Origin of the sequence: Pseudomonas sp. 9AZ (assembly GCF_902506525.1) — a bacterium.
In the GTDB taxonomy this organism is placed as follows: domain Bacteria; phylum Pseudomonadota; class Gammaproteobacteria; order Pseudomonadales; family Pseudomonadaceae; genus Aquipseudomonas; species Aquipseudomonas peli.
In genome coordinates this window covers 2,863,415-2,884,255 of sequence record NZ_LR733840.1, presented here as the reverse complement: position 1 = coordinate 2,884,255, position 20,841 = coordinate 2,863,415, and the positions used below count along the sequence as shown (strand labels likewise).

Annotated in this window: 15 protein-coding genes; 6 read left to right on the top strand and 9 right to left on the bottom strand. The window is 60.7% G+C overall.

The genetic code is table 11. The annotated features are described in order from the left end of the window. Positions 1-112: 112 nt before the first annotated feature. Positions 113-1,186, top strand: a complete 1,074-nt coding sequence (locus tag ALTER154_RS13475; RefSeq protein WP_160090126.1) for a YCF48-related protein — start codon at positions 113-115, stop codon at positions 1,184-1,186. Between the two features lie 15 nt (positions 1,187-1,201). Continuing rightward, positions 1,202-3,556: an RND family transporter gene (locus ALTER154_RS13470; RefSeq protein ID WP_160087813.1), complete on the top strand. Its 2,355-nt coding sequence runs from the start codon at positions 1,202-1,204 to the stop codon at positions 3,554-3,556. A gap of 343 nt (positions 3,557-3,899) precedes the next feature. Here ALTER154_RS13470 and ALTER154_RS13465 read toward each other — a convergent pair whose 3' ends face one another. The 6 genes from ALTER154_RS13465 to ALTER154_RS13440 are packed head-to-tail and all read right to left on the bottom strand — an operon-like array spanning position 3,900 to position 10,715. Further along, entirely contained in the window at positions 3,900-5,540 is a 1,641-nt protein-coding gene (locus tag ALTER154_RS13465) for a BatD family protein (protein WP_160087811.1), read from the bottom strand. Next, positions 5,537-7,297 carry a VWA domain-containing protein gene (locus ALTER154_RS13460; RefSeq protein ID WP_256665635.1) on the bottom strand — a complete coding sequence of 587 codons (1,761 nt, stop codon included), beginning with the start codon at positions 7,295-7,297 and terminating at the stop codon, positions 5,537-5,539. The genes ALTER154_RS13465 and ALTER154_RS13460 overlap by 4 nt, the downstream gene beginning before the upstream one ends. Further along, positions 7,294-8,325, bottom strand: coding sequence for a VWA domain-containing protein (locus ALTER154_RS13455; RefSeq protein ID WP_160087809.1), 1,032 nt, complete (start codon positions 8,323-8,325; stop codon positions 7,294-7,296). Before ALTER154_RS13455 ends, ALTER154_RS13460 begins: the two co-directional genes overlap by 4 nt. Continuing rightward, positions 8,318-8,812, bottom strand: coding sequence for a DUF4381 domain-containing protein (locus ALTER154_RS13450; RefSeq protein WP_160087807.1), 495 nt, complete (start codon positions 8,810-8,812; stop codon positions 8,318-8,320). Before ALTER154_RS13450 ends, ALTER154_RS13455 begins: the two co-directional genes overlap by 8 nt. Then, entirely contained in the window at positions 8,809-9,750 is a 942-nt protein-coding gene (locus ALTER154_RS13445; RefSeq protein WP_160087805.1) for a DUF58 domain-containing protein, read from the bottom strand. The genes ALTER154_RS13450 and ALTER154_RS13445 overlap by 4 nt, the downstream gene beginning before the upstream one ends. A 5-nt stretch (positions 9,751-9,755) precedes the next feature. Then, the gene (locus tag ALTER154_RS13440) at positions 9,756-10,715 is read right to left on the bottom strand and encodes a MoxR family ATPase (RefSeq protein WP_090252347.1); all 960 of its coding nucleotides are present in this window, start codon (positions 10,713-10,715) and stop codon (positions 9,756-9,758) included. 185 nt (positions 10,716-10,900) lie between these two features. On the opposite strand from ALTER154_RS13440, the gene ALTER154_RS13435 reads away from it, so the two are divergent. Further along, on the top strand, positions 10,901-15,742 hold the full coding sequence (locus ALTER154_RS13435; RefSeq protein ID WP_160087803.1) for an NAD-glutamate dehydrogenase: 4,842 nt from the start codon (positions 10,901-10,903) through the stop codon (positions 15,740-15,742). 101 nt (positions 15,743-15,843) lie between these two features. Here ALTER154_RS13435 and rnt read toward each other — a convergent pair whose 3' ends face one another. Both rnt and pyrC read right to left on the bottom strand, forming a co-directional pair. After that, positions 15,844-16,518, bottom strand: a complete 675-nt coding sequence (gene rnt / locus ALTER154_RS13430) for a ribonuclease T (protein WP_090252353.1) — start codon at positions 16,516-16,518, stop codon at positions 15,844-15,846. Continuing rightward, positions 16,515-17,561: a dihydroorotase gene (gene pyrC, locus ALTER154_RS13425; RefSeq protein ID WP_160087801.1), complete on the bottom strand. Its 1,047-nt coding sequence runs from the start codon at positions 17,559-17,561 to the stop codon at positions 16,515-16,517. Before pyrC ends, rnt begins: the two co-directional genes overlap by 4 nt. 205 nt (positions 17,562-17,766) lie before the next feature. Between pyrC and ALTER154_RS13420 the strand changes: the two genes are divergently transcribed. The 3 genes from ALTER154_RS13420 (at position 17,767) to gloA (ending at position 20,527) form a co-directional block, all read left to right on the top strand. Further along, complete coding sequence (locus tag ALTER154_RS13420) at positions 17,767-18,690, top strand: OmpA family protein (protein ID WP_160087799.1); 924 nt, start codon at positions 17,767-17,769, stop codon at positions 18,688-18,690. A 131-nt stretch (positions 18,691-18,821) separates the two neighbouring features. After that, complete coding sequence (locus ALTER154_RS13415; RefSeq protein WP_090252361.1) at positions 18,822-20,039, top strand: argininosuccinate synthase; 1,218 nt, start codon at positions 18,822-18,824, stop codon at positions 20,037-20,039. A 95-nt stretch (positions 20,040-20,134) separates the two neighbouring features. Continuing rightward, positions 20,135-20,527: a lactoylglutathione lyase gene (gene gloA / locus ALTER154_RS13410; protein WP_160087797.1), complete on the top strand. Its 393-nt coding sequence runs from the start codon at positions 20,135-20,137 to the stop codon at positions 20,525-20,527. Between the two features lie 69 nt (positions 20,528-20,596). On the opposite strand, the gene ALTER154_RS13405 is transcribed toward gloA, so the two are convergent. Further along, entirely contained in the window at positions 20,597-20,776 is a 180-nt protein-coding gene (locus tag ALTER154_RS13405; protein WP_090252365.1) for a PA3496 family putative envelope integrity protein, read from the bottom strand. Between the last annotated feature and the right edge of the window lie 65 nt (positions 20,777-20,841).

The following is a 20,841-nucleotide window of genomic DNA, read 5'->3' as shown; positions in this document are numbered from 1 at the left end:
ATAACGTCGCACCGATTGTCAGGCCTTTTGAAAGCTCAGTAGGATAGGCGCACTGCTAAAAGTGTAGTGCTACCTATAAGAATAAGGGGGAAGGTATATGAGTGAGCCCGTCATGCGGCGCACCCAGGCCGGTCGTGTTGTGGGATCGTCCCGCGCACCGGTGCTCCGCGTCCACTCACCGATAGCCAAAGCGCTGTCGCTGTGTAGTGTGCTATCCGCGCTGATGTTCGCCAGTGCGCCACTGCAAGCGGCCAGCGATGACGCCAGTCATTACTCGGTCACTTCTGCCAAAGCCCATCAAACTCTGCTGCTGGATGTTGCCAGTCTAGGTAGGCGCTTGGTCACTGTCGGTGATCGCGGGCATATTTTGCTGTCCGACGACAATGGCGCGAGCTGGGTTCAGGCCAAAGTGCCGACCAAGCAAATGCTGACAGCCGTGTTCTTTATTGATGACACCCACGGTTGGGCTGTCGGCCATGATGCGCAGATTCTCGCCAGCACTGATGGCGGCGCCACTTGGGTCAAACAGTTTGAAGACCTTGAGCGTGAAGCGCCGTTGCTGGATGTCTGGTTCAAGGACCGCAATAACGGTTATGCAGTAGGCGCTTACGGTGCCTTGTTGGAAACCACTGACGGTGGCGCCAATTGGGAAGACGTCAGCGACCGTATGGACAACGAAGACGCCTACCACCTCAACGCCATTGTTGAAGTCAAAAACTCCGGCCTGTTTATCGTGGGCGAGCAAGGCGCGATGTTCCGTTCCCCGGACTGGGGGCAGACCTGGGAAACCCTGGAAGGCCCTTACGAGGGTTCTCTATTCGGTGCCCTGGGCACTGATGAAGCCGGTGCGTTGCTGGTCTATGGCCTGCGCGGGCATCTGTTCCGTTCGGCAGATTTTGGTACGACCTGGCAGGCAATCAGCTTGAACACGACTAACAACGGTCCTTTGGAGTTTGGTCTGGCTGACGGTAATCGTCTGGCTGACGGTTCCATCGTGGTGGTTGGGCATGGCGGTACCGTACTCAAGAGCACCGACAGCGGCCGCACTTTCAATGTGACCAATCGTGCCGACCGGCTCTCGCTGGCAGGCGTTGCAGCAATGGAAAACGGCAATCTGATTCTGGTAGGGCAGGGTGGCGTCCATGCTGCTACGCCTACTGGCGCCGATCTGGGCCAACAACAATAAGCCGGGAGCCTTTGCATGAGTAAGCATCAACAACAATCTGCCTCCTTCCTGGAGCGGTTGATCTTTAACAATCGCCCGGCCGTGATTCTGCTGTGCCTGTTGATCAGTCTGTTTCTGTTCTACCAAGCGGCGCAGGTGCGTCCGCAGACCAGCTTCGAGAAGATGATTCCGCTGGGGCATCCGTACATCCAGAAGATGCTCGAACACCGCAATGACCTGGCTAACCTGGGCAACACCGTGCGTATCTCGGTGGAAGCGGTGGATGGCGATATCTTCAGCAAGGAATACATGGAGACGCTGCGTCAGATCAACGACGAAGCCTTCTATATTCCGGGCGTTGACCGTTCCGGGCTGAAGTCACTTTGGAGCCCAAGCGTACGCTGGACCGAAGTGACTGAAGAGGGTTTTGCCGGCGGCGAAGTGATCCCGCAAACTTACGATGGCTCTTCCGAAAGCCTTGAGGAACTGCGCAGCAATATCCTCAAATCCGGGCAGATCGGCCGTCTGGTCGCCAACAATTTCAAGTCGAGTATTGTTGACTTGCCATTGCTGGAGACCTATGCCGATCCGAACGATCAGAGCAAGCAGATCCCGCTGGATTATCAGAAGTTCTCCCACGAGCTGGAAGAGAAGATCCGCGATAAGTACCAGGCGCAAAACCCCAACGTCAAAATCCATATCATTGGCTTTGCCAAGAAAGTGGGTGATTTGATTGATGGTCTGATCGGCGTAGCGCTGTTCTTTGCTGTGGCAATCGCCATTACCTTCGTGCTGCTGCTGTGGTTCACCCACTGCTTCAAGAGCACCTTGGCGGTGGTCGTGGCAACCTTGATCGCCGTGGTTTGGCAGCTGGGCCTGCTGCACACCCTGGGCTTTGGGCTGGACCCTTACTCGATGCTGGTGCCATTCCTGGTCTTCGCCATTGGCATTTCCCACGGTGTACAGAAGATTAACGGCATCGCCATGGCCTCCGGCGAAGCAACTGATTCGTTGTCCGCTGCACGTATGGCTTTCCGTCAGCTGTTTGTTCCTGGCTTGGTGGCATTGCTGTCGGACGCCGTGGGCTTTATCACCCTGCTGCTGATTGATATTGGTGTGATCCGTGAACTGGCCATCGGCGCATCCATGGGTGTGGCGGTGATCATTCTGACCAACCTGATTCTGCTGCCAGTCATGATTTCCTATGTCGGTATCAGCAAGAAGGCGGTGAAGATCAGCCGCGAAGAAGCCGACAAGGAGCACCCGTTCTGGCGCTTTATCTCCAACTGCGCGCATCCGATGGTAGCGCCGATTTCCGTGGTGGTTGCGGTCGCGGCGTTGGCCGGTGGTGTGTGGTACGGGCAGAACCTGAAGATCGGTGACCTCGACCAGGGTGCGCCTGAGCTGCACCCGGATTCGCGCTACAACTTGGATAACGACTTCGTCATCCGCAATTACTCCACCAGCTCCGATGTACTGGTGATCATGGTCAAGACGGCAGCTGAAGGTTGCTCGACTTATCCGACGCTGTCGGCCATGGATGAGTTGATGTGGAAGATGGAGAACACCGAAGGCGTGCAGTCGGCCATTTCCATGGTCACCGTGTCGCGTCAGGTGATAAAGGGCATGAACGAGGGCAATCTGAAATGGGAAACCCTGTCGCGCAACCAGGACGTGCTGAACAACTCCATTGCCCGAGCTGATGGCCTGTACAACGGTGATTGCTCGGTGGCGCCGCTGCTGGTGTTCCTCACCGACCACAAGGCAGAAACCCTGTCGCGTGCGGTTAAGGTTGCCGAAGACTTTGCCAAGGAAAACAACAAGGACGGCCTGGAGTTCATCCTGGCAGCGGGTAACGCGGGTATCGAAGCCGCTACCAACGAAGTGATCGCCAAGTCCGAGACCACCATGCTGCTCGCGGTATACGCCGCAGTGGGCATCATGTGTCTGCTGACTTTCCGCTCCTTCGCTGCGACGCTCTGCGTGATGCTGCCGCTGGTGCTGACTTCGGTACTGGGTAACGCCCTGATGGCCTTTATGGGCATCGGTGTGAAGGTAGCGACTCTGCCGGTAATCGCCTTGGGTGTGGGTATTGGTGTCGACTACGGCATCTACATCTACAGCCGTCTGGAAACTTACCTGCGTCAGGGGTTGTCGCTGCAGGAGGCTTACTACGAGACCCTCAAGTCGACTGGTAAGGCTGTGCTGTTCACCGGTATCTGCCTGGCGATCGGTGTGGCCACCTGGATCTTCTCGGCAATCAAGTTCCAGGCTGACATGGGCCTGATGCTGACCTTTATGTTCCTCTGGAACATGATTGGCGCTATCTGGCTGCTGCCTGCACTTGCCCGCTTCCTGATTAACCCTGAGAAGCTGCGCAACAAGGCTTGAGCCTGATACGCAGTCGTAACACTAAAAGCCGCGGCCCCCGGGTCGCGGTTTTTTATTGTGCGTGGATTAAGCCGGGTTTTTTGCCGGTTGCTGTTATGCGAATCGCGCAGCATCTGACTTGTAGTCCATTGGCGTTCTGCGGACACGTCATTGGTGCTATCCGGGCTAAACACTGCAGAAGCATGCTTGCCCGCGACTTGCACAAGCCGTTAGCAGTATCGCGGACTCGCCTGTGCTCAACGGCTAATAGTTATCCTTCCAACAACCGTGAGGGGAGTGGAGGGCACGGCTGCTGAACCGTTGTGGTTCAGCGCCTTAAGGCACCGTGATGGAGTTTGACTGGCTAGCGCGGATACAGCGGAGGCAGAGCGCTGGTATCCGGATTGGTGGTGCTCTCAAGGTCTTCTGTGGGGGGCAGACTGCGAATCGCCAGCCACAGGTTACGGCCCTGCCAGTGCTGGCCGCTTTCGCTGTACAGTGCGCCGTTCAGGCCGTCTAGGGCTTCAGACAGTGGGATAAAACGCGCGGCCATATCGGCGAGGGTTTCCGGCTGCTGCCGGGCCCAGGCGTCCAGCGCATGGCGCGTGGCCTGCGAGTCATTCGCCAGGCAGCTTCGCTTAAGGTCATCGAGCAGGTTGCGCTGGCTTGGCCCCGTCTGCTGGCTAGGCAGCACTGGAGGCTGGCGCCGCGCGCGCCACCACAGGGTAAACCCGAGCAGGGTGGTCAGGCCTAGGAGTGCAGTGCTGAGTTGCCAGGGCCAGAGGTGGGCATTGTCCACCTCGCGCACGGTTGGGCTTGCTACCTCGATCGGTAGGGTTTCCAGGTTAGGATTTGCGGCCACCTGCAACTTACGCGTGGGCAGGCTGCTGCGTTCGAGTTGGTCGGTTGTGGTGTTCCACCACAGCACTTCGATTGCCGGCAGGGTGATCTCGCCTTCACGGTTGGCTACCAGTGCTTCACGCTCTTCACGGCTGGCCACTAGGCCGTTGTCGCTGGTCTGGTTGGCTAATTGGGGTTGGTCGGGGTAGCGGCGTAGGCCGGCTACCTGGGTGGCCGGCAAGGGCGGTAATTGTGCGCTGGCCAAACCTTCGACCTTGAGCAGTAGGCTGCGGGTCAGCGAATCACCGGCGCGGGCCGTCTCCGGTTGCGGACTCCAGACTTCACTCAGGCTAAGTGCGCGCGCTGGCAGCCAGGGCGCGTCGGTAGGGTAGCCGGCCGGCTTAGCTTTTACCGTCAGCGGAATTTCCGGCGAACGGACCCGCACCACTTTGCCGGGGCGTGGACCGAACGGGTTGTAGGCATTGCTGGCGGAGCGATCAACTGCAGTGGCGGTAAAGGCTTGCGAGGGGATCAGCAAGTCGCCACTTTCCTGGGGAAAAATCGCGTAGCGCAGTTCTATTACCCCATGGCGTATGCCGTTGATGTCCTTCTCATAGGTGCGCGGTTCACCAAGCGCTTCAACGCGCGCCTGGGGCATCTCCAGTTGGGTCAGGCTGCTGTCGTCGTACAGTGAAACGGAGTGGTAGATGCGCAGTGTCAGCACGGTTTGCGCCTGCACATAGACACTTTCCTGGTCCAGGCTGGCATCGATAAACACCGGTGCCAGGCGACTGTCATCGGCGCTCGCGGCTTGCTGAACATGCAGGGTAATCGGCTCGCTTTGCAGCTGGCCGAGTGTGAGCGGCGGTATCACCACATAACCGCTGTGTTTGGGTTGCAGGGTGACGATCCAGCGCGTGCTGGCCTGGGCACCGTTGCTGCCGCTGGTCAGGCGGTTGACCTGGCGGGTGCCTAGCACCTCAAACAGCTCATTGAGCGGCTGCAGATCGGGCTTGCCGAACAGCGTGGCGTCATCCGATTCCAGGGTCAGCTCAACGCTCTCGCCGGCATCCAGGCGCGTGCGGTCAACGCTGGCGGTCAGGCTTTGCGCGCTGACGTTCAGCGCCAGCAGGCCAAGCAGAAGGGTACAGAGCAGTCGGCTCATTGCAGTTGTTCCTGGCGCTGTTGTTGTTCCAGCCTGAATTTACGCCGCAGTAGCTCGCCCGGATCGTCCGGAATCTGCCGCAGCCATTGTTCCAATGCCTGACGCCGTTCGCCATCGAGGGCCGGCTCGGCGCTGGCGATCTGTTCTACGCCGCTGTCGCTGTCGTCTTCTTCTGGTTGTTTCGGCGGTGTATCCGCGTCTTTGTAGGCGCTAGGTTGTGCGGGTTTTTCGCCCTGATCTTCAGGCTCTGAAGGCTCGGCCTGCGATTGCTCAGCCTGTTGCTGTGCGTCTGGATCGGACTGGCCTGCCTGCGGCTGGCTGCTGGGCTGATTCTGCTGCTCGTCGGGTTCTTGCGGGTCGTCGGTTTGATTCTGCTGTTGCTGCTGGTTTTGGCGCAGCAGCTCTTCGACCAGAGCTTTGTTCTTTTGCGCCTGAGCCAAGTCGGGTTGCAGTTCCAGCGCCTGGGTGTAGGCGTCTAGGGCCGCTTCCAGTTCGTTGCTACGCGCCAGGGCGTTACCACGGTTGTAGTGATCGCTGGCGCTTTCGCCATTGGCGAAGCGTTCGGCGGCCGCAGCGTAATCGCCGGCCTGGTAGAGCGCCTGGCCTTGCCAGCGCGGATCGTGGAAACGCTGCGCGGCTTCTGCCGGTTGTTGCGCCTCAAGCAGGCGCTGGCCTTGTTGGTCGGCACGCAGCCAGAGGTCGTCGAAGCTGAAGGCGTAGCTGTTCTGCGGCAGGCTCAGCAGTAACAGTGGCAGGCAAAGCAGCCAGCCGCGGCGAGCAGCGCAGGCAGCGAGTAACAGCAGCGGCAGGAGTAGCCAGTGGCTCTGGTCTGCCCAGGCTTGCAGCTGGGTCAGCTCACCATCGCGGCGCAGCTGTTGCGGTGCGTCGAGTAGGCCGAGGTTGCGCAGGTCGCGTTCATCCAGCGTTACGCTCTGATACAGCCCGCCCAGTTCACTGGCAAAGCGCTTGAGACCGTTGCTGTCCAGGCGTGGCAGCAAGATGGTGCCCTGTGCGTCCTTGAGGAATGAGCCGTCCTCCTGAATGATCGGCGCGCCCTGGGTGCTGCCAATGCCGAGAATGCGTAGGCGCTCACCACGGCGGCCGAGCGCCTGGGTGATGGCCTGGCGCTGCGTTACGTCGAGGCTGCTGGTTAGCAGCAGCAGGCGGCCATTGCCCTGGGCGCCCCGCTCGAGCAGTTGCAGCGCCTTGATCACCGCCAGGTCAGCGCGCTTGCCAGGCTCGGGCATGATTTCTGGGCTTAGTGCATCAAGCAGGTTGCGGCTGGTGGCCAGGTCGTCGGACAGCGGCACCAGGGTGTGTGCGCTGCCGGCATACACGACAATGGCGGTTTGCGCATCCTGGCGCGCCTCCAGCAGGTCGAGCAGCTTGCGCTTGGCCTGGGCCAGGCGATTGGGCGAGGCGTCGCTGGCGAGCATCTCTGGGGTCAGTTCGAGCAGTACCACCAGCGGGTCTGCCGGCTTGGGGTTTTGCTGTTCGATGCGTTGCCAGCTCGGGCCGAGCAGTGCCAATAGTGCAAGCAGCCAGGCCAGGCCGAGGGCCAGCCAGGGCAGGCGACTGTTGCGCCCACCGGTGGCGGTTAGCAGCGCGGACTGGAACGCGGCCGGCAGCAATGCTTGCCAGCGACCGCTACGTTTCTCCCGGTGCCAAAGCTGCCAAAGCAAAAAGCCCAATAGCGGTATCAGCAGCAGCCAGAAGGGTCGTTGCCAGTGGGGCCAGAGGCTGGTCAGTTCGCTCATGACGGTTTCCCCCGTAGCCGTGTCAGCTGAGTACGCCAGCGTTGTTGCAGGCTTGGCCAGAGTGTTTGGCTGACCAGCAGCAGGCTGAACAGCAGGGCCAGGCCCAGCGGCCAGGGATAGAGTGGCAAGGTCGGGCGCGCCAGAGTCGGTTTCTGCGCCACCGGCTCCAGTCTATCGAGAGTGGCTTCGATCGCCTGCAGTTCTTCACTGTCGCGGGCGCGGAAGTATTCGCCGCCGGTGGCTTCGGCAATTGCCCGCAGGCTAGGCTCGTCCAGATCGATACCGGGGTTGAAACCGAGCATGCCGAGTACGCCGCCTTTCTCGGGGTCGGCACCGATGCCTATCGGGTAAATGGTGATGCCTTCCTCTGCGGCCAGGCGTGCGGCAGTCAAGGGATCGATTTCGCCGCCATTGTTGGCACCGTCAGTCACCAGCACCAGTACGCGGCTCTGCGCCGGACGCTCGCGCAGGCGCTTGACCGCCAGGCCAATGGCGTCGCCGATGGCGGTCTGTGGTCCGGCGATGTTTTTCTGCGCTTCATCCAGCCAGGTATGCACGGTCTGCCGGTCGAAGGTCAGCGGCGACTGCAGGTAGGCGCGGCTGCCGAATAGGATCAGGCCAACCCGATCACCCTGACGGCCATCGATAAACTCACCGAGCAGGTGTTTGACCAGGGTCAGACGACTGACTTCCTGGTCCTCCCACACCATGTCGGAATAATCCATGGAGCCGGATACATCCACCGCCAGCAGCAGGTCGCGGCCGCTGGCCGGCAACGGCAGCGGCTCACCCAGCCATTGCGGGCGCGCGCAGGCGAGCAGCAGTAACAGCCAGATCAGTGCAAACGGTGCTTGTTGTCGCAGGGCAGGTAGCCGTACGCGGGCGCGGCGGCCGCTCAAACCTTCCAGTTCGGCCAGGAAGCTGATTTTCAGCGCTGCTTCGCCGCTGTCCGCAGGCGGTAGCCAGGCGCGCAGCAGCCAGGGCAGCGGGGCGACCAGAAAGACCCAGGGCCAGGCAAACTCAAACATGTTTGCGAATCCAGATCGCTACGGCCTGGTTGAGCCCGGCGATGGCCTTGTCATCCAGGTTGCAGTGCGGGCGATAAGCGCCTTCCACCAGGATCATCCAGCGAGTCAGGCCGGCGGCTGGGCAGCGGCTGTCGAGAAAGGCCAGCCAGGCGCGGCTGCTGAGGATATGGCTGTTGCTTTGTGGGTAACGTTCGCGGCACAGGCGTTTGAGGATGGCATTGAGTTGTTGCAGCCAGGGGCCGGCATCTACGCCGTCGTAAGGTTTGCTCAGGCGTTCGAGTTCGTTCAGCGCGGCCTGGCGCAATGGGTCGAGCGGCGCTTCGGCCAACTGCCCGGCCGCTTTGCGCGGCAGGCGTTTAAGCAGTTTGAACGCGGCCCACAAGAGTAGCGGCAGTAGCACCGCGAGCAGCCACCAGCCCGGTGCCGGCGGCCACCAGCTGATCGGTGCAGGGGCGATCAGCGGTTCGAGTTGATCCAGCGGGTTCACAGGGCTTTCCTCGGCCGCTGGGCATTCAGGTGCTCGCGCAGCTGCTCGATCATCTCGCTCTGGGTGTTCAGGGCCAGCAGCGGCACGCCGAGCTTCTGCGCCAGGCGCTGCCAGCGCGCCTGGCGGGCATCGGCCAGGCTACGGTAGGCCTGGCGCAGTTCGGCGTCCTGGGTGTCCAGCTCCAACTGTGCGCCATGTTCGGTAAAGCGCAGCAAACCGGCATTGGGCAGGGCGTGGTCGAGCGGGTCGGAAAGGGGCAGCAACAGCAGGTCGGTATGCCGCGCCAACAGCAGCAGCTGCTGTTCGCTGCTGTCGCTCAAGGTGCGCTCATCACACAAAATCACCACTAGGCTGCCGGGGCGCAGTACTTCGCGGGCGCGGCGTAAGGCCAGGCCGAAGCTGTCGCGGCCGCCCTGACTGTCGTTGCTCAGGGCCTGATTGGCTTTGGCCAGGCGGCTGAGCAGTTGCAGCAGGCTTTGCTTGCTGCGACGTGGTTTGATTTCGTGGTGTTCCAGATCACCGAATACCAGGCCGCCGATGCGGTCATTGTGGCCCAGCGCGGCCCAGCCGATCAGGCTGGCGGCCTGGGCGGCGAGCACCGATTTGAACATCAGCCCGGAGCCAAAGAACAGGCGTTTGCTCTGCTCGACCATGATGTAGATCGGCCGCTCGCGCTCTTCATGGAACAGCTTGGTGTGCGGCTCCTGGGTGCGCGCGGTCACTCGCCAGTCGATGGTGCGCACGTCGTCGCCGGGCTGATACACGCGCACCTGATCGAAGTCCACGCCGCGCCCGCGCAGTTTGGAGTGGTGCAGACCAATCAGCGGGCTGCGCCGCGCCGGCGTGGAAAACAACTGCACCTCACGCACACGGTGGCGCATCTCGATCAGTTCACCGAGGCTGACGCGAATGCCGGGCTGCGTGGGTTGGTCGTGCATGGTGGTTAGGCGACCGCCACAACGTCGAGAATGCGCTGCACCACGCGGTCCTGGTCGATGCCGGCGGCTTCTGCCTCAAACGACAAAATGATGCGGTGCCGCAGCACGTCGAACAGCACCGCCTGGATATCTTCCGGGCTGACGAAATCCCGCCCGGCCAGCCAGGCGTGGGCCCGTGCACAGCGGTCCAGGGCAATCGAGCCACGCGGGCTGGCGCCGTAGGCAATCCACTCGGCCAGCTCAGGGTCGAACTTGGCCGGGGTGCGCGAGGCCATCACCAGTTGCACCAAATACTCTTCCACTGCGTCGGCCATATACAGGCCGAGAATTTCCTGGCGCGCGGCAAAGATTGCCTGCTGGCTAACCAATTGCTCGGGTTTGGTTTCACCGTTGAGCGCTTCACCACGGGCCTGAGCGAGGATCTTGCGTTCCACGCTGGCGTCGGGGAAACCGATCTTCACGTGCATCAGAAAGCGGTCGAGCTGGGCTTCGGGCAGCGGGTAGGTGCCTTCCTGCTCAATCGGGTTCTGCGTGGCCATCACCAGAAACAGTGGCGACAGGTGATAGGTGCTGCGGCCCACGCTGACCTGGCGTTCGGCCATGGCTTCGAGCAGCGCCGATTGCACCTTGGCCGGGGCACGATTGATTTCGTCAGCCAGCACCAGGTTGTGGAAGATCGGCCCCTGTTGGAACACGAAGCTGCCGGTTTCCGGACGATAGATCTCGGTGCCGGTGATATCCGCCGGGAGCAGGTCAGGGGTGAACTGGATGCGGTGGAACTCGGCCTCGATACCTTCGGCCAGCTCCTTGATCGCCTTGGTCTTGGCCAGACCGGGAGCGCCTTCGACCAGCATGTGGCCATCGGCGAGCAAGGCAATCAGCAGCCTTTCGATGAGTTTTTCCTGGCCGAGGATCTGACTTGAAAGAAAATGTCGCAGCGCGACAAGCGCTTCACGGTGTTCCATCGTTAAGCTCATCCGGCAAATGTGACCAGCGAGTCTTGAATCTCGCCAGAGTTAAGTGGCAGCCACTTTAATGCAATCGCGGCCTCCTAGACTAACGTTGAACAACAAGGTTGTGGCGAAGGTCATTACTCGTGACTGCCTTGATCGAGTCCCCTGACGAATAACAAGCCAAACGGAGCAAACCCATGGCGTTCTTTACGGCGGCCAGCAAAGCCGATTTTCAGCACCACCTGCAAACGGCGCTGGCGCAGCACGTCAGTGAACAGGCTCTGCCACAAGTAGCCCTGTTCGCCGAGCAATTCTTCGGCATCATCGCCCTCGAAGAGCTGACCCAGCGTCGCCTCTCTGATCTGGTCGGCTGCACTTTGTCGTCCTGGCGATTGCTGGAGCGTTTTGAACCGGCCAAGCCCGAAGTGCGGGTATTCAACCCCGATTATGAAAAACACGGCTGGCAGTCCACCCACACGGCCGTGGAAATTCTGCACAGTGACATTCCGTTCCTGGTCGACTCGGTGCGCATGGAGCTGAACCGTCGTGGTTACAGCATCCACACCTTGCAGAACAGCGTGTTTAGCGTGCGCCGCAACAAGAGTGGCGAGCTGCAGGAAATCCTGCCCAAGGGTGCCCAGGGCAAGGATGTACAGCAGGAAGCGCTGATGTTCCTGGAGATTGACCGCTGCGCTAACGTCGGCGAGTTGAAGACCCTGGAAAAAGACCTGCACGAAGTATTCAGCGATGTGCGCCTGAGCGTCGCCGACTTCCAACCGATGAAAGCCAAGGCCAAGGAACTGCTGGCTTGGCTGGATAAGGCCAAGCTCAAGGTCGAAGGCGCCGAGCTGGAAGAGATCAAGGTATTCATGAGCTGGTTGCTCGACGACCACTTCACCTTCCTCGGCTATGAAGAATTCACCGTTGCCGACAGCGCCGGCGGCGGCAGCATGGTCTACGACGAGAAGTCCCTGCTGGGCATGTCCAAGCGCCTGCGCACTGGCCTCAAGACCGATGAGCTGCATATCGAACCAGAAGCTGTGGCCTACCTGCGTGAGCCGCAGCTGCTGTCCTTCGCCAAGGCTGCCGTACCAAGCCGCGTGCACCGTCCGGCGTATCCGGATTTGGTGTCGATCCGCGAACTGGACGCCAAGGGCAAGGTGATCAAGGAATGCCGCTTTATGGGCCTGTACACCTCGGCGGTGTACGCCGAGAGCGTGTGGAACATTCCGTTTATCCGCCGCAAGGTAGCGGTGATCAAGCAGCGTTCCGGTTTTGACAGCAGCGCGCACCTGGGCAAAGAGCTGGCTCAGGTATTGGAAGTGCTGCCGCGTGACGACCTGTTCCAGACCCCGGTGGACGAGCTGTTCAACACCACCATGGCGATCGTGCAGATTCAGGAACGCAACAAGATTCGCGTGTTCCTGCGCCGCGATCCTTATGGCCGTTTCTGCTACTGCCTGGCCTATGTGCCGCGTGATGTGTACTCCACCGAAACCCGCATGAAGATCCAGCAGGTGCTGATGGAGCGTCTGCAGGCTACCGATTGCGAGTTCTGGACCTTCTTCTCCGAATCGGTACTGGCGCGGGTACAGTTCATCCTCAAGGTTGACCCGAAGAACCGCGTGCAGATCGACCCGCTGCGCCTGGAAAAAGAAGTGATCCAGGCCTGCCGTTCGTGGAAGGACGATTACACCAGCCTGATCGTCGAAAGCCTCGGCGAAGCTCAGGGCACCGAAGTCCTCAGCGAATTCCCCGGCGGCTTCCCGGCCGGCTACCGCGAACGTTTCGCCCCGCACTCGGCGGTGGTCGACATGCAGCACCTGCTCAGCCTGAACAGCGAGCGCCAGCTGGTCATGAGTTTCTACCAGCCGCTGACCCAGGGCGAGCAGCAACTGCACTGCAAGCTGTACCACGCCGATACGCCGCTGCCGCTGTCGGACGTGCTGCCGATTCTGGAAAACCTCGGCCTGCGCGTGCTCGGCGAGTTCCCTTACAAACTGCGCCGCGCCGATGGCCGCGAGTTCTGGATTCACGACTTCGCCTTCACCTATGCCGAAGGCCTGGATGTCGATATCCAGCAGCTCAACGACACTCTGCAGGGCGCCTTCGTCAATATCGTTGGCGGCGCGGCGGAGAACGACGGCTTCAACCGTCTGGTGCTGATGGCTGCCATGCCGTGGCGTGACGTGGCGCTGCTGCGTGCCTATGCGCGTTACCTCAAGCAGATTCGCCTGGGCTTCGACCTCAGCTATATCGCCAGCACCCTGGTCAACCACGCTGATATCGCCAAGGAGCTGGTGCGCCTGTTCAAGACGCGCTTCTACCTGGCGCGCAAGCTCACCGCCGATGACCTGGAAGACAAGCAGCAGAAGCTTGAGCAGGCAATTCTCGCTGCGCTGGACAACGTTGCGGTGCTTAACGAAGACCGCATCCTGCGCCGCTACCTGGACCTGATCAAAGCCACCCTGCGCACCAACTTCTACCAGACCGATGCGGCCGGGCAGAACAAGTCCTACTTCAGCTTCAAGCTCAACCCGCGGGCGATTCCGGATATTCCGCGGCCGACGCCGAAGTTCGAAATCTTCGTCTACTCGCCGCGTGTTGAAGGCGTGCACCTGCGCTTTGGCGACGTCGCTCGTGGCGGCCTACGTTGGTCGGACCGTGAGGAAGACTTCCGCACCGAGGTGCTGGGCCTGGTCAAGGCGCAGCAGGTGAAGAACGCGGTCATCGTGCCGATGGGCGCCAAGGGAGGCTTTATTCCACGGCGTATGCCGGTCGGCGGTACCCGTGATGATGTGCTGGCCGAGGGTATTGCCTGCTACCGCATCTTTATCAGCGGCCTGCTGGATATCACCGACAACCTGAAAGACGGCGCCGTGGTGCCACCGCAGAACGTGGTGCGTCACGATGGCGACGATCCGTACCTGGTGGTAGCGGCCGACAAAGGCACCGCGACCTTCTCCGATATCGCCAACGGCATTGCTGCCGAATACGGCTTCTGGCTAGACGATGCCTTCGCCTCGGGCGGCTCGGCCGGTTACGACCACAAAGGCATGGGCATCACCGCCAAGGGCGGCTGGGTCTCGGTACAGCGCCATTTCCGCGAGCGCGGCATCGACGTGCAGAAAGACAACGTCACCGTAATCGGCATCGGCGATATGGCTGGCGACGTATTCGGCAACGGCTTGCTGCTGTCGGAAAGCCTGCAGCTGGTCGCAGCCTTCAACCACATGCATATCTTTATCGACCCCAACCCGGACGCGGCGAAGAGCTTTGTCGAGCGCCAGCGCATGTTCGATCTGCCGCGCTCCAGCTGGGCCGATTACGACGCCAAGCTGATTTCGACGGGTGGCGGGATCTTCCTGCGTAGCGCCAAAAGCATCGCCATCAGCCCGCAGATGAAAGAGCGCTTCGACATCAGCGCTGACAAGCTGGCCCCCAACGAACTGCTGAACGCCTTGCTCAAAGCACCGGTGGATCTGCTGTGGAATGGTGGTATCGGCACCTACGTGAAATCCAGCCGGGAAAGCCACGCCGATGTTGGCGACAAGGCCAACGACCTGCTGCGCGTGGATGGCCGCGAACTGCGTGCCAAAGTGGTGGGTGAGGGCGGTAACCTCGGCATGACCCAGCTGGGCCGCGTCGAGTACGGTCTGAATGGCGGCAAGAGCAACACCGACTTTATCGACAACGCCGGTGGTGTGGATTGCTCCGACCATGAAGTGAACATCAAGATTCTGCTCGGCGAAATCGTCGGCGCTGGCGACATGACCGGCAAGCAGCGTAACAAGCTGCTGGTGGAAATGACCGATGCTGTTGGTGGCCTGGTTTTGGGCAACAACTACAAGCAGACCCAGGCGTTGTCGCTGGCTGAGCGCCGTGCGCGTGAGCGGGTGAGTGAGTACAAGCGCCTGATGACGGCTCTGGAAGCGGCCGGCAAGCTGGATCGTGCCCTGGAGTTTCTGCCTACCGACGACGAGCTCAACGAACGTGCCGCCAATGGTCTGGGTCTGACTCGTCCTGAACTGTCGGTGCTGATCTCCTACAGCAAGATTGACCTCAAGGAGTCGCTGCTGAAATCCTTGGTGCCGGACGACGAGTACCTGGCGCGCGAGATGGAAACCGCCTTCCCGCCGCTGTTGGCGAAGAAGTTCGGTGAGCCGATGCGTCGCCATCGCCTCAAGCGCGAAATCGTCAGCACGCAGATCGCCAACGACTTGGTCAACCATATGGGCATCACCTTCGTGCAGCGCCTGAGGGAGTCCACTGGCATGAGCGCGGCAAATGTCGCCGGCGCCTATGTGATCGTGCGTGACCTGTTCCGCTTGCCGCATTGGTGGAAACAGATCGAGGCCCTGGACTATCAGGTTCCTGCCGAACTGCAACTGCAGTTGATGGATGAGCTGATGCGTCTGGGCCGCCGTGCCACGCGCTGGTTCCTGCGCAGCCGCCGCAACGAGCTGGATGCGGCCCGTGACGTGGCGCATTTCGCGCCGCGCATCGAAGCACTGGTGGGTCGACTCGACGAACTGCTCGAAGGCCCGGCCCGTGAACAGTGGCTGGCACGCTTCCAGGGGTATGTTGAAGCCGGCGTGCCGGAAGAACTGGCGCGGGTAGTGGCTGGCACCAGCCATCTGTATACCCTGTTGCCGATCATCGAAGCCTCGGATGTGACCGGACAGGAGCCGGCTCGGGTTGCGGCGGCGTACTTCGCCATTGGCGGGTCGCTGGAGCTGTCCTGGTACCTGCAGCAGATCACCAGCCTGCCGGTGGAAAACAACTGGCAAGCGCTGGCCCGCGAGGCCTTCCGCGATGACCTGGACTGGCAGCAGCGCGCCATTACCGTGTCGGTACTGCAAATGGCCGAAGGCCCTGCAGATATCGAGGAACGGGTCGGTGTGTGGCTGGATCAGCACCGCCGTCTGGTGGATCGCTGGAAGGTCATGCTCGGCGAACTGCGTGCGGCCACCAACACCGATTACGCCATGTACGCTGTGGCTAACCGCGAGTTGATGGATCTGGCACAGAGCGCCTGATAAAGGCAGCGCAGGCTTGGCCTGCGCTGACTGCAGTAATAAAAAAGCCCCGCGATTGCGGGGCTTTTTTATGAGCGATGGTTATGCGGCGACTGTGGTTATCAGTCGTCGAAATCCATCCAGCCGCCCATCTCTTTCCAGCGGTTGACGATGCCGCAGAACAGCTCCGCGGTCTTCTCGGTGTCGTAACGTGCCGAGTGCGCTTCCTTGCCGTCGAAGTCGATGTCGGCGGCCTGGCAGGCTTTGGCCAATACGGTTTGACCGTACGCCAGACCAGCCAAGGTGGCGGTGTCGAAGCTGGAGAATGGGTGGAACGGGTTGCGCTTGATGCCAGTGCGGTTAACCGCAGCATTAAGGAAGCCCAGGTCGAAGCTGCTGTTATGGCCAACCAGGATCGCACGCTTGCAGCTGTTGGCTTTCAGCGATTTGCGCAGGCCACGGAAGATTTCCGTCAGCGCATGCTCTTCAGTGACGGCCATGCGCAGCGGGTGGTCGAGCTTGATGCCGGTGAAGTCCAGCGCCGCTTGTTCGATATTCGCGCCTTCAAACGGCTCGATACGGAAGAATTGTGTGTGCTCAGGGTAGAGGAAGCCGCCTTCGTCCATGCCGATGGTGGTGGCAGCAATTTCCAGCAGAGCATCGGTGGCGCAGTTGAAACCACCGGTTTCCACGTCCACGACTACCGGAAGGTAGCCACGAAAGCGCGCGGCCATCGGGTGGCGCGGGCCGGAGTGGCTGCCGCTTTCGGCTTCGTCGTCGTACAGGTCTTCACTCACGCTTGGTTCTCCAGCAGACGCCAGCGCAGGGTTTCACCGGCGCGCAGCGGGATAACGGTTTGCTCGCCCAATGGCAAGCTGGTCGGTGCGGTCCAGTCTTCACGCACCAGGGTGATGCTGTCGGTGTTGCGCGGCAGGCCGTAGAAGTCCGGGCCGTTCAGGCTGGCGAAGGCTTCCAGTTTGTCCAGCGCATTACGCTGCTCGAAGGCCTCGGCATACAGCTCGATGGCCGCATAGGCGGTGTAGCAACCGGCGCAGCCGCAGGCGGCTTCCTTGGCGTGCTTGGCGTGCGGCGCCGAGTCGGTACCGAGGAAGAACTTGGCGTTGCCACTGGTGGCCGCATCCAGCAGAGCGTCCTGGTGGGTGTTGCGCTTGAGAATCGGCAGGCAGTAGAAGTGCGGGCGAATGCCGCCAACCAGCATGTGGTTGCGGTTGTACAGCAGGTGGTGGGCGGTGATGGTGGCGCCGACGTTGGCCGAAGCGCCTTGCACAAACTCCACCGCATCACGGGTGGTGATGTGCTCGAACACCACTTTCAGGGTAGGGAAGCGCTCGACCACACGGCTCAGATGCTCACCGATAAACACCTTCTCGCGGTCGAAAACATCGATTTCGCTGCGCGTCACTTCACCGTGCACCAGCAGCGGCAGGCCGACTTCGGCCATGGCTTCGAGCACCGGGAAAATCTTGTCGATGCTGGTCACGCCAGAATCGGAGTTGGTGGTCGCGCCGGCCGGGTAGAGCTTGGCCGCATGCACAAAACCCGAGGCCTTGGCCGTGCGCACATCGTCAGGCTGGGTCAGGTCGGTGAGGTACAGCACCATCAGCGGCTCGAAACGGCTGCCGGCAGGACGGGCGCAGAGAATGCGCTGGCGATAGGCATCGGCTTCGCTGGCATTGCGCACGGGCGGCACCAGGTTGGGCATGATGATGGCGCGGCCGAAGGTGCGGGCGACATCGGCGACGGTATGCGGCAGAACGCCACCGTCGCGCAGGTGGATGTGCCAGTCGTCGGGACGCAGCAGGGTAAGGCGGTCAGTCATGGAAGCTTCCAGGCGGGCAAAACGTGGTGAGAATGCTACCGGAAAAGCCCCGTGGCAGCACGCTGAAAGCGGCTGTCGCGGGTAAAGCGGATTGAAGGCGGGGTTGGTTTATGGTCCGCCCCGAGCAATAGCCATAAAGCACTGCTCAAGTTTTCCGCCGTGGCACCGATAGACAGAAGGTAAGCCGTATTCCCTGGAGTCTGTCGTGCGACCCTACCCACTCGCGGTGCTCTGCCTGCTGGCAAGCCAGCCCGTCCTAGCCATCAGCTTCCAGACTCGTCTGGAGAAGATTGAGTGGCAGGTCGAAGGCGATCAGTTCGAGTGCCGCCTGTCGCAACCGATCACCGATTTCGGTTCTGGGGTGTTTGTACGCCGTGCGGGCGAACAGGTCACCTTCAGCTTGAAAGCCCGTGAGCGCTGGCTGGGGGCCGGTAATGCAACCTTGCTGGCGGCGGCGGCGCCCTGGCAGCCGGGGCGTGGTGATATCAACTTGGGCTCAGTCAGTGTGGTGCCGGCCGAGGTGCTGTTCAACAGTTCGCAAGAGCAAGGCACGCGCTTGCTGACGGGGCTGTTGGAGGGGCGCAGTCCTCTGGTACGCCATCGCGCAGCCATGGGGGGGGATGCGGTTGAGGTGCGCCTGCTGCCGGCCAAATTCAATAAGGCCTACCACGAATACCTGGATTGCACGGCCAAGCTGCTGCCGGTGAATTTCGATCAAGTGCGCAAGAGCCAGGTCGGATTTCCAGGTGGGGGGGTGGCGCTGGAACCACTGGCCCAGGCCAAGCTCGATATCATCCTCAGCTTTCTCAAGGCCGACCCCAGCGTCAATCGCATTCAGTTAGACGGTCATGCCGACAATGGCGGTAATCGCCTGACTAATCGCGATTTGTCGCGCCGTCGTGCGTTGGCTGTGATGGAGTACCTCAAGGCCAACGGCATTCCTGCCGAGCAGATCACCATGCGTTTTCATGGTGAGCGCTACCCGGTGGCGCCGAATAACAACGAAGCCAATCGGGCGAAGAACCGCCGAGTAACCATTCTGCTTGACCGGGTGCCGGAAGTTGCAGTGCCTCCTGCGCCAGCAGCGGAGCCGGCGCCTGCTGCTGCGGATCCTGCGGCCACCTCCTAGCACCTGCAACTCGTCTGTTGTCCAACAATTATCCGTCGCTTGGTCGTCACAAGCTGTCGCGCCTCTGTAAATCAGGCGGCATGGGCAGTAGAATCGTCGGTTTTCCCGCACAACCCCGTGGAGTTGATGGCATGGCCGACGTAAACAAGGTAGTCCTGGCATATTCCGGTGGCCTGGACACTTCCGTGATCCTCAAGTGGCTGCAAGATACCTATAACTGCGAAGTGGTGACCTTCACCGCTGACCTCGGCCAGGGTGAGGAAGTCGAGCCGGCACGCGCCAAGGCACAGGCCATGGGCGTCAAGGAAATCTATATCGACGACCTGCGCGAAGAATTCGTCCGCGATTTCGTCTACCCAATGTTCCGCGCCAACACCGTCTACGAAGGTGAGTACCTGCTGGGCACGTCCATCGCTCGCCCGCTGATCGCTAAGCGTTTGATTGAAATCGCCAACGAAACTGGCGCCGACGCCATTTCCCACGGCGCCACCGGCAAAGGTAACGACCAGGTGCGCTTCGAACTGGGCGCTTACGCGCTCAAGCCCGGCGTAAAAGTGATTGCCCCATGGCGCGAGTGGGACCTGCTGTCGCGCGAGAAGCTGATGGACTACGCCGAGAAGCACGCCATTCCGATTGAGCGTCACGGTAAGAAAAAGTCGCCGTACTCCATGGATGCCAACCTGCTGCACATCTCCTATGAAGGCGGCGTGCTGGAAGACACCTGGACCGAGCACGAAGAAGACATGTGGCGTTGGACCAAGTCGCCAGAAGCCGCGCCGGATACCCCAACCTATATCGAGCTGACCTACCGCGCCGGTGACATCGTCGCCATCGACGGCAAGGCCATGAGCCCGGCCACCGTCCTGGCTGAGCTGAACCGCATCGGCGGCGAAAACGGCATCGGTCGTCTGGATATCGTTGAAAACCGCTTTGTTGGCATGAAGTCCCGTGGCTGCTACGAGACCCCTGGCGGCACCATCATGCTAAAAGGTCACCGCGCCATAGAGTCGATCACCCTGGACCGTGAAGTCGCTCACCTCAAAGATGAGCTGATGCCGAAATACGCCAGCCTGATCTACAACGGTTTCTGGTGGAGCCCTGAGCGTCTGATGCTGCAACAGATGATCGATGCGTCTCAGGCCAACGTGAACGGCGTGGTACGGATGAAACTGTATAAAGGCAACGTGATCATCACTGGTCGCAAGTCTGATGATTCGCTGTTCGATGCCAATATCGCCACCTTTGAAGAAGATGGCGGTGCATACAACCAAGCGGACGCCGGCGGTTTCATCAAGCTCAACGCTCTGCGCATGCGCATCGCTGCGGGCAAAGGCCGCAAGATGCTCTGATAGACTTGAGCACCTGAGCCACACCAAGCCCCGGCCATAAGCCGGGGTTTGCATTTATAAGCCCACACAGCCGGGCATTGATGAGGAGACACCTGATGAGACTGCTGCATACCATGCTGCGCGTCGGCGATATGGATAAATCCATCGCGTTCTACACCGAAGTGCTCGGCATGACCCTGCTACGCCGCAAAGACTACCCAGAAGGGCAGTTCACCCTGGCCTTTGTCGGCTATGGCGATGAAGCGCACAACAGCGTGATCGAACTGACCCAGAACTGGGGCGTGGAAAGTTACGAGCTGGGCACTGGCTATGGCCATATCGCCCTGGAAGTGGCCGATGTGTACAAGGCCTGCGAAGACATTCGCACCCGCGGCGGCAAGATCACTCGCGAGCCCGGGCCGATGAAGCACGGCACCAGCATTCTGGCGTTCGTCGAAGATCCGGATGGTTACAAGATTGAGCTGTTGTCGCCGTCGCGCGCCGATTAAGGCCGGCTGAGTCAACTGAGCCACAAAAAAGCCCCGCAGTATAGCGGGGCTTTTTTGTTGGCTATATCGTTAAAGGTCGAAGTCGTATTCGGCCAATTGCTTGTGCAGGCGGCGCTCTTCAAGGAAGTTATCGATGATGCGGCGCTTGGTCAGGTTGGTCTTGGCCACCTCGACCGGTGCTTCGGCATCGTCCGCTTCTTCAGCAACAAAATCTTCGTCGAGCTCAAGTTCTTCTTTGTCAGTGCTCATTAGTTCTGCTCCAGGCTACAAGGGCCATTTGCGCACCTTATAACGGCAAAACCTGGGCGGGTAAA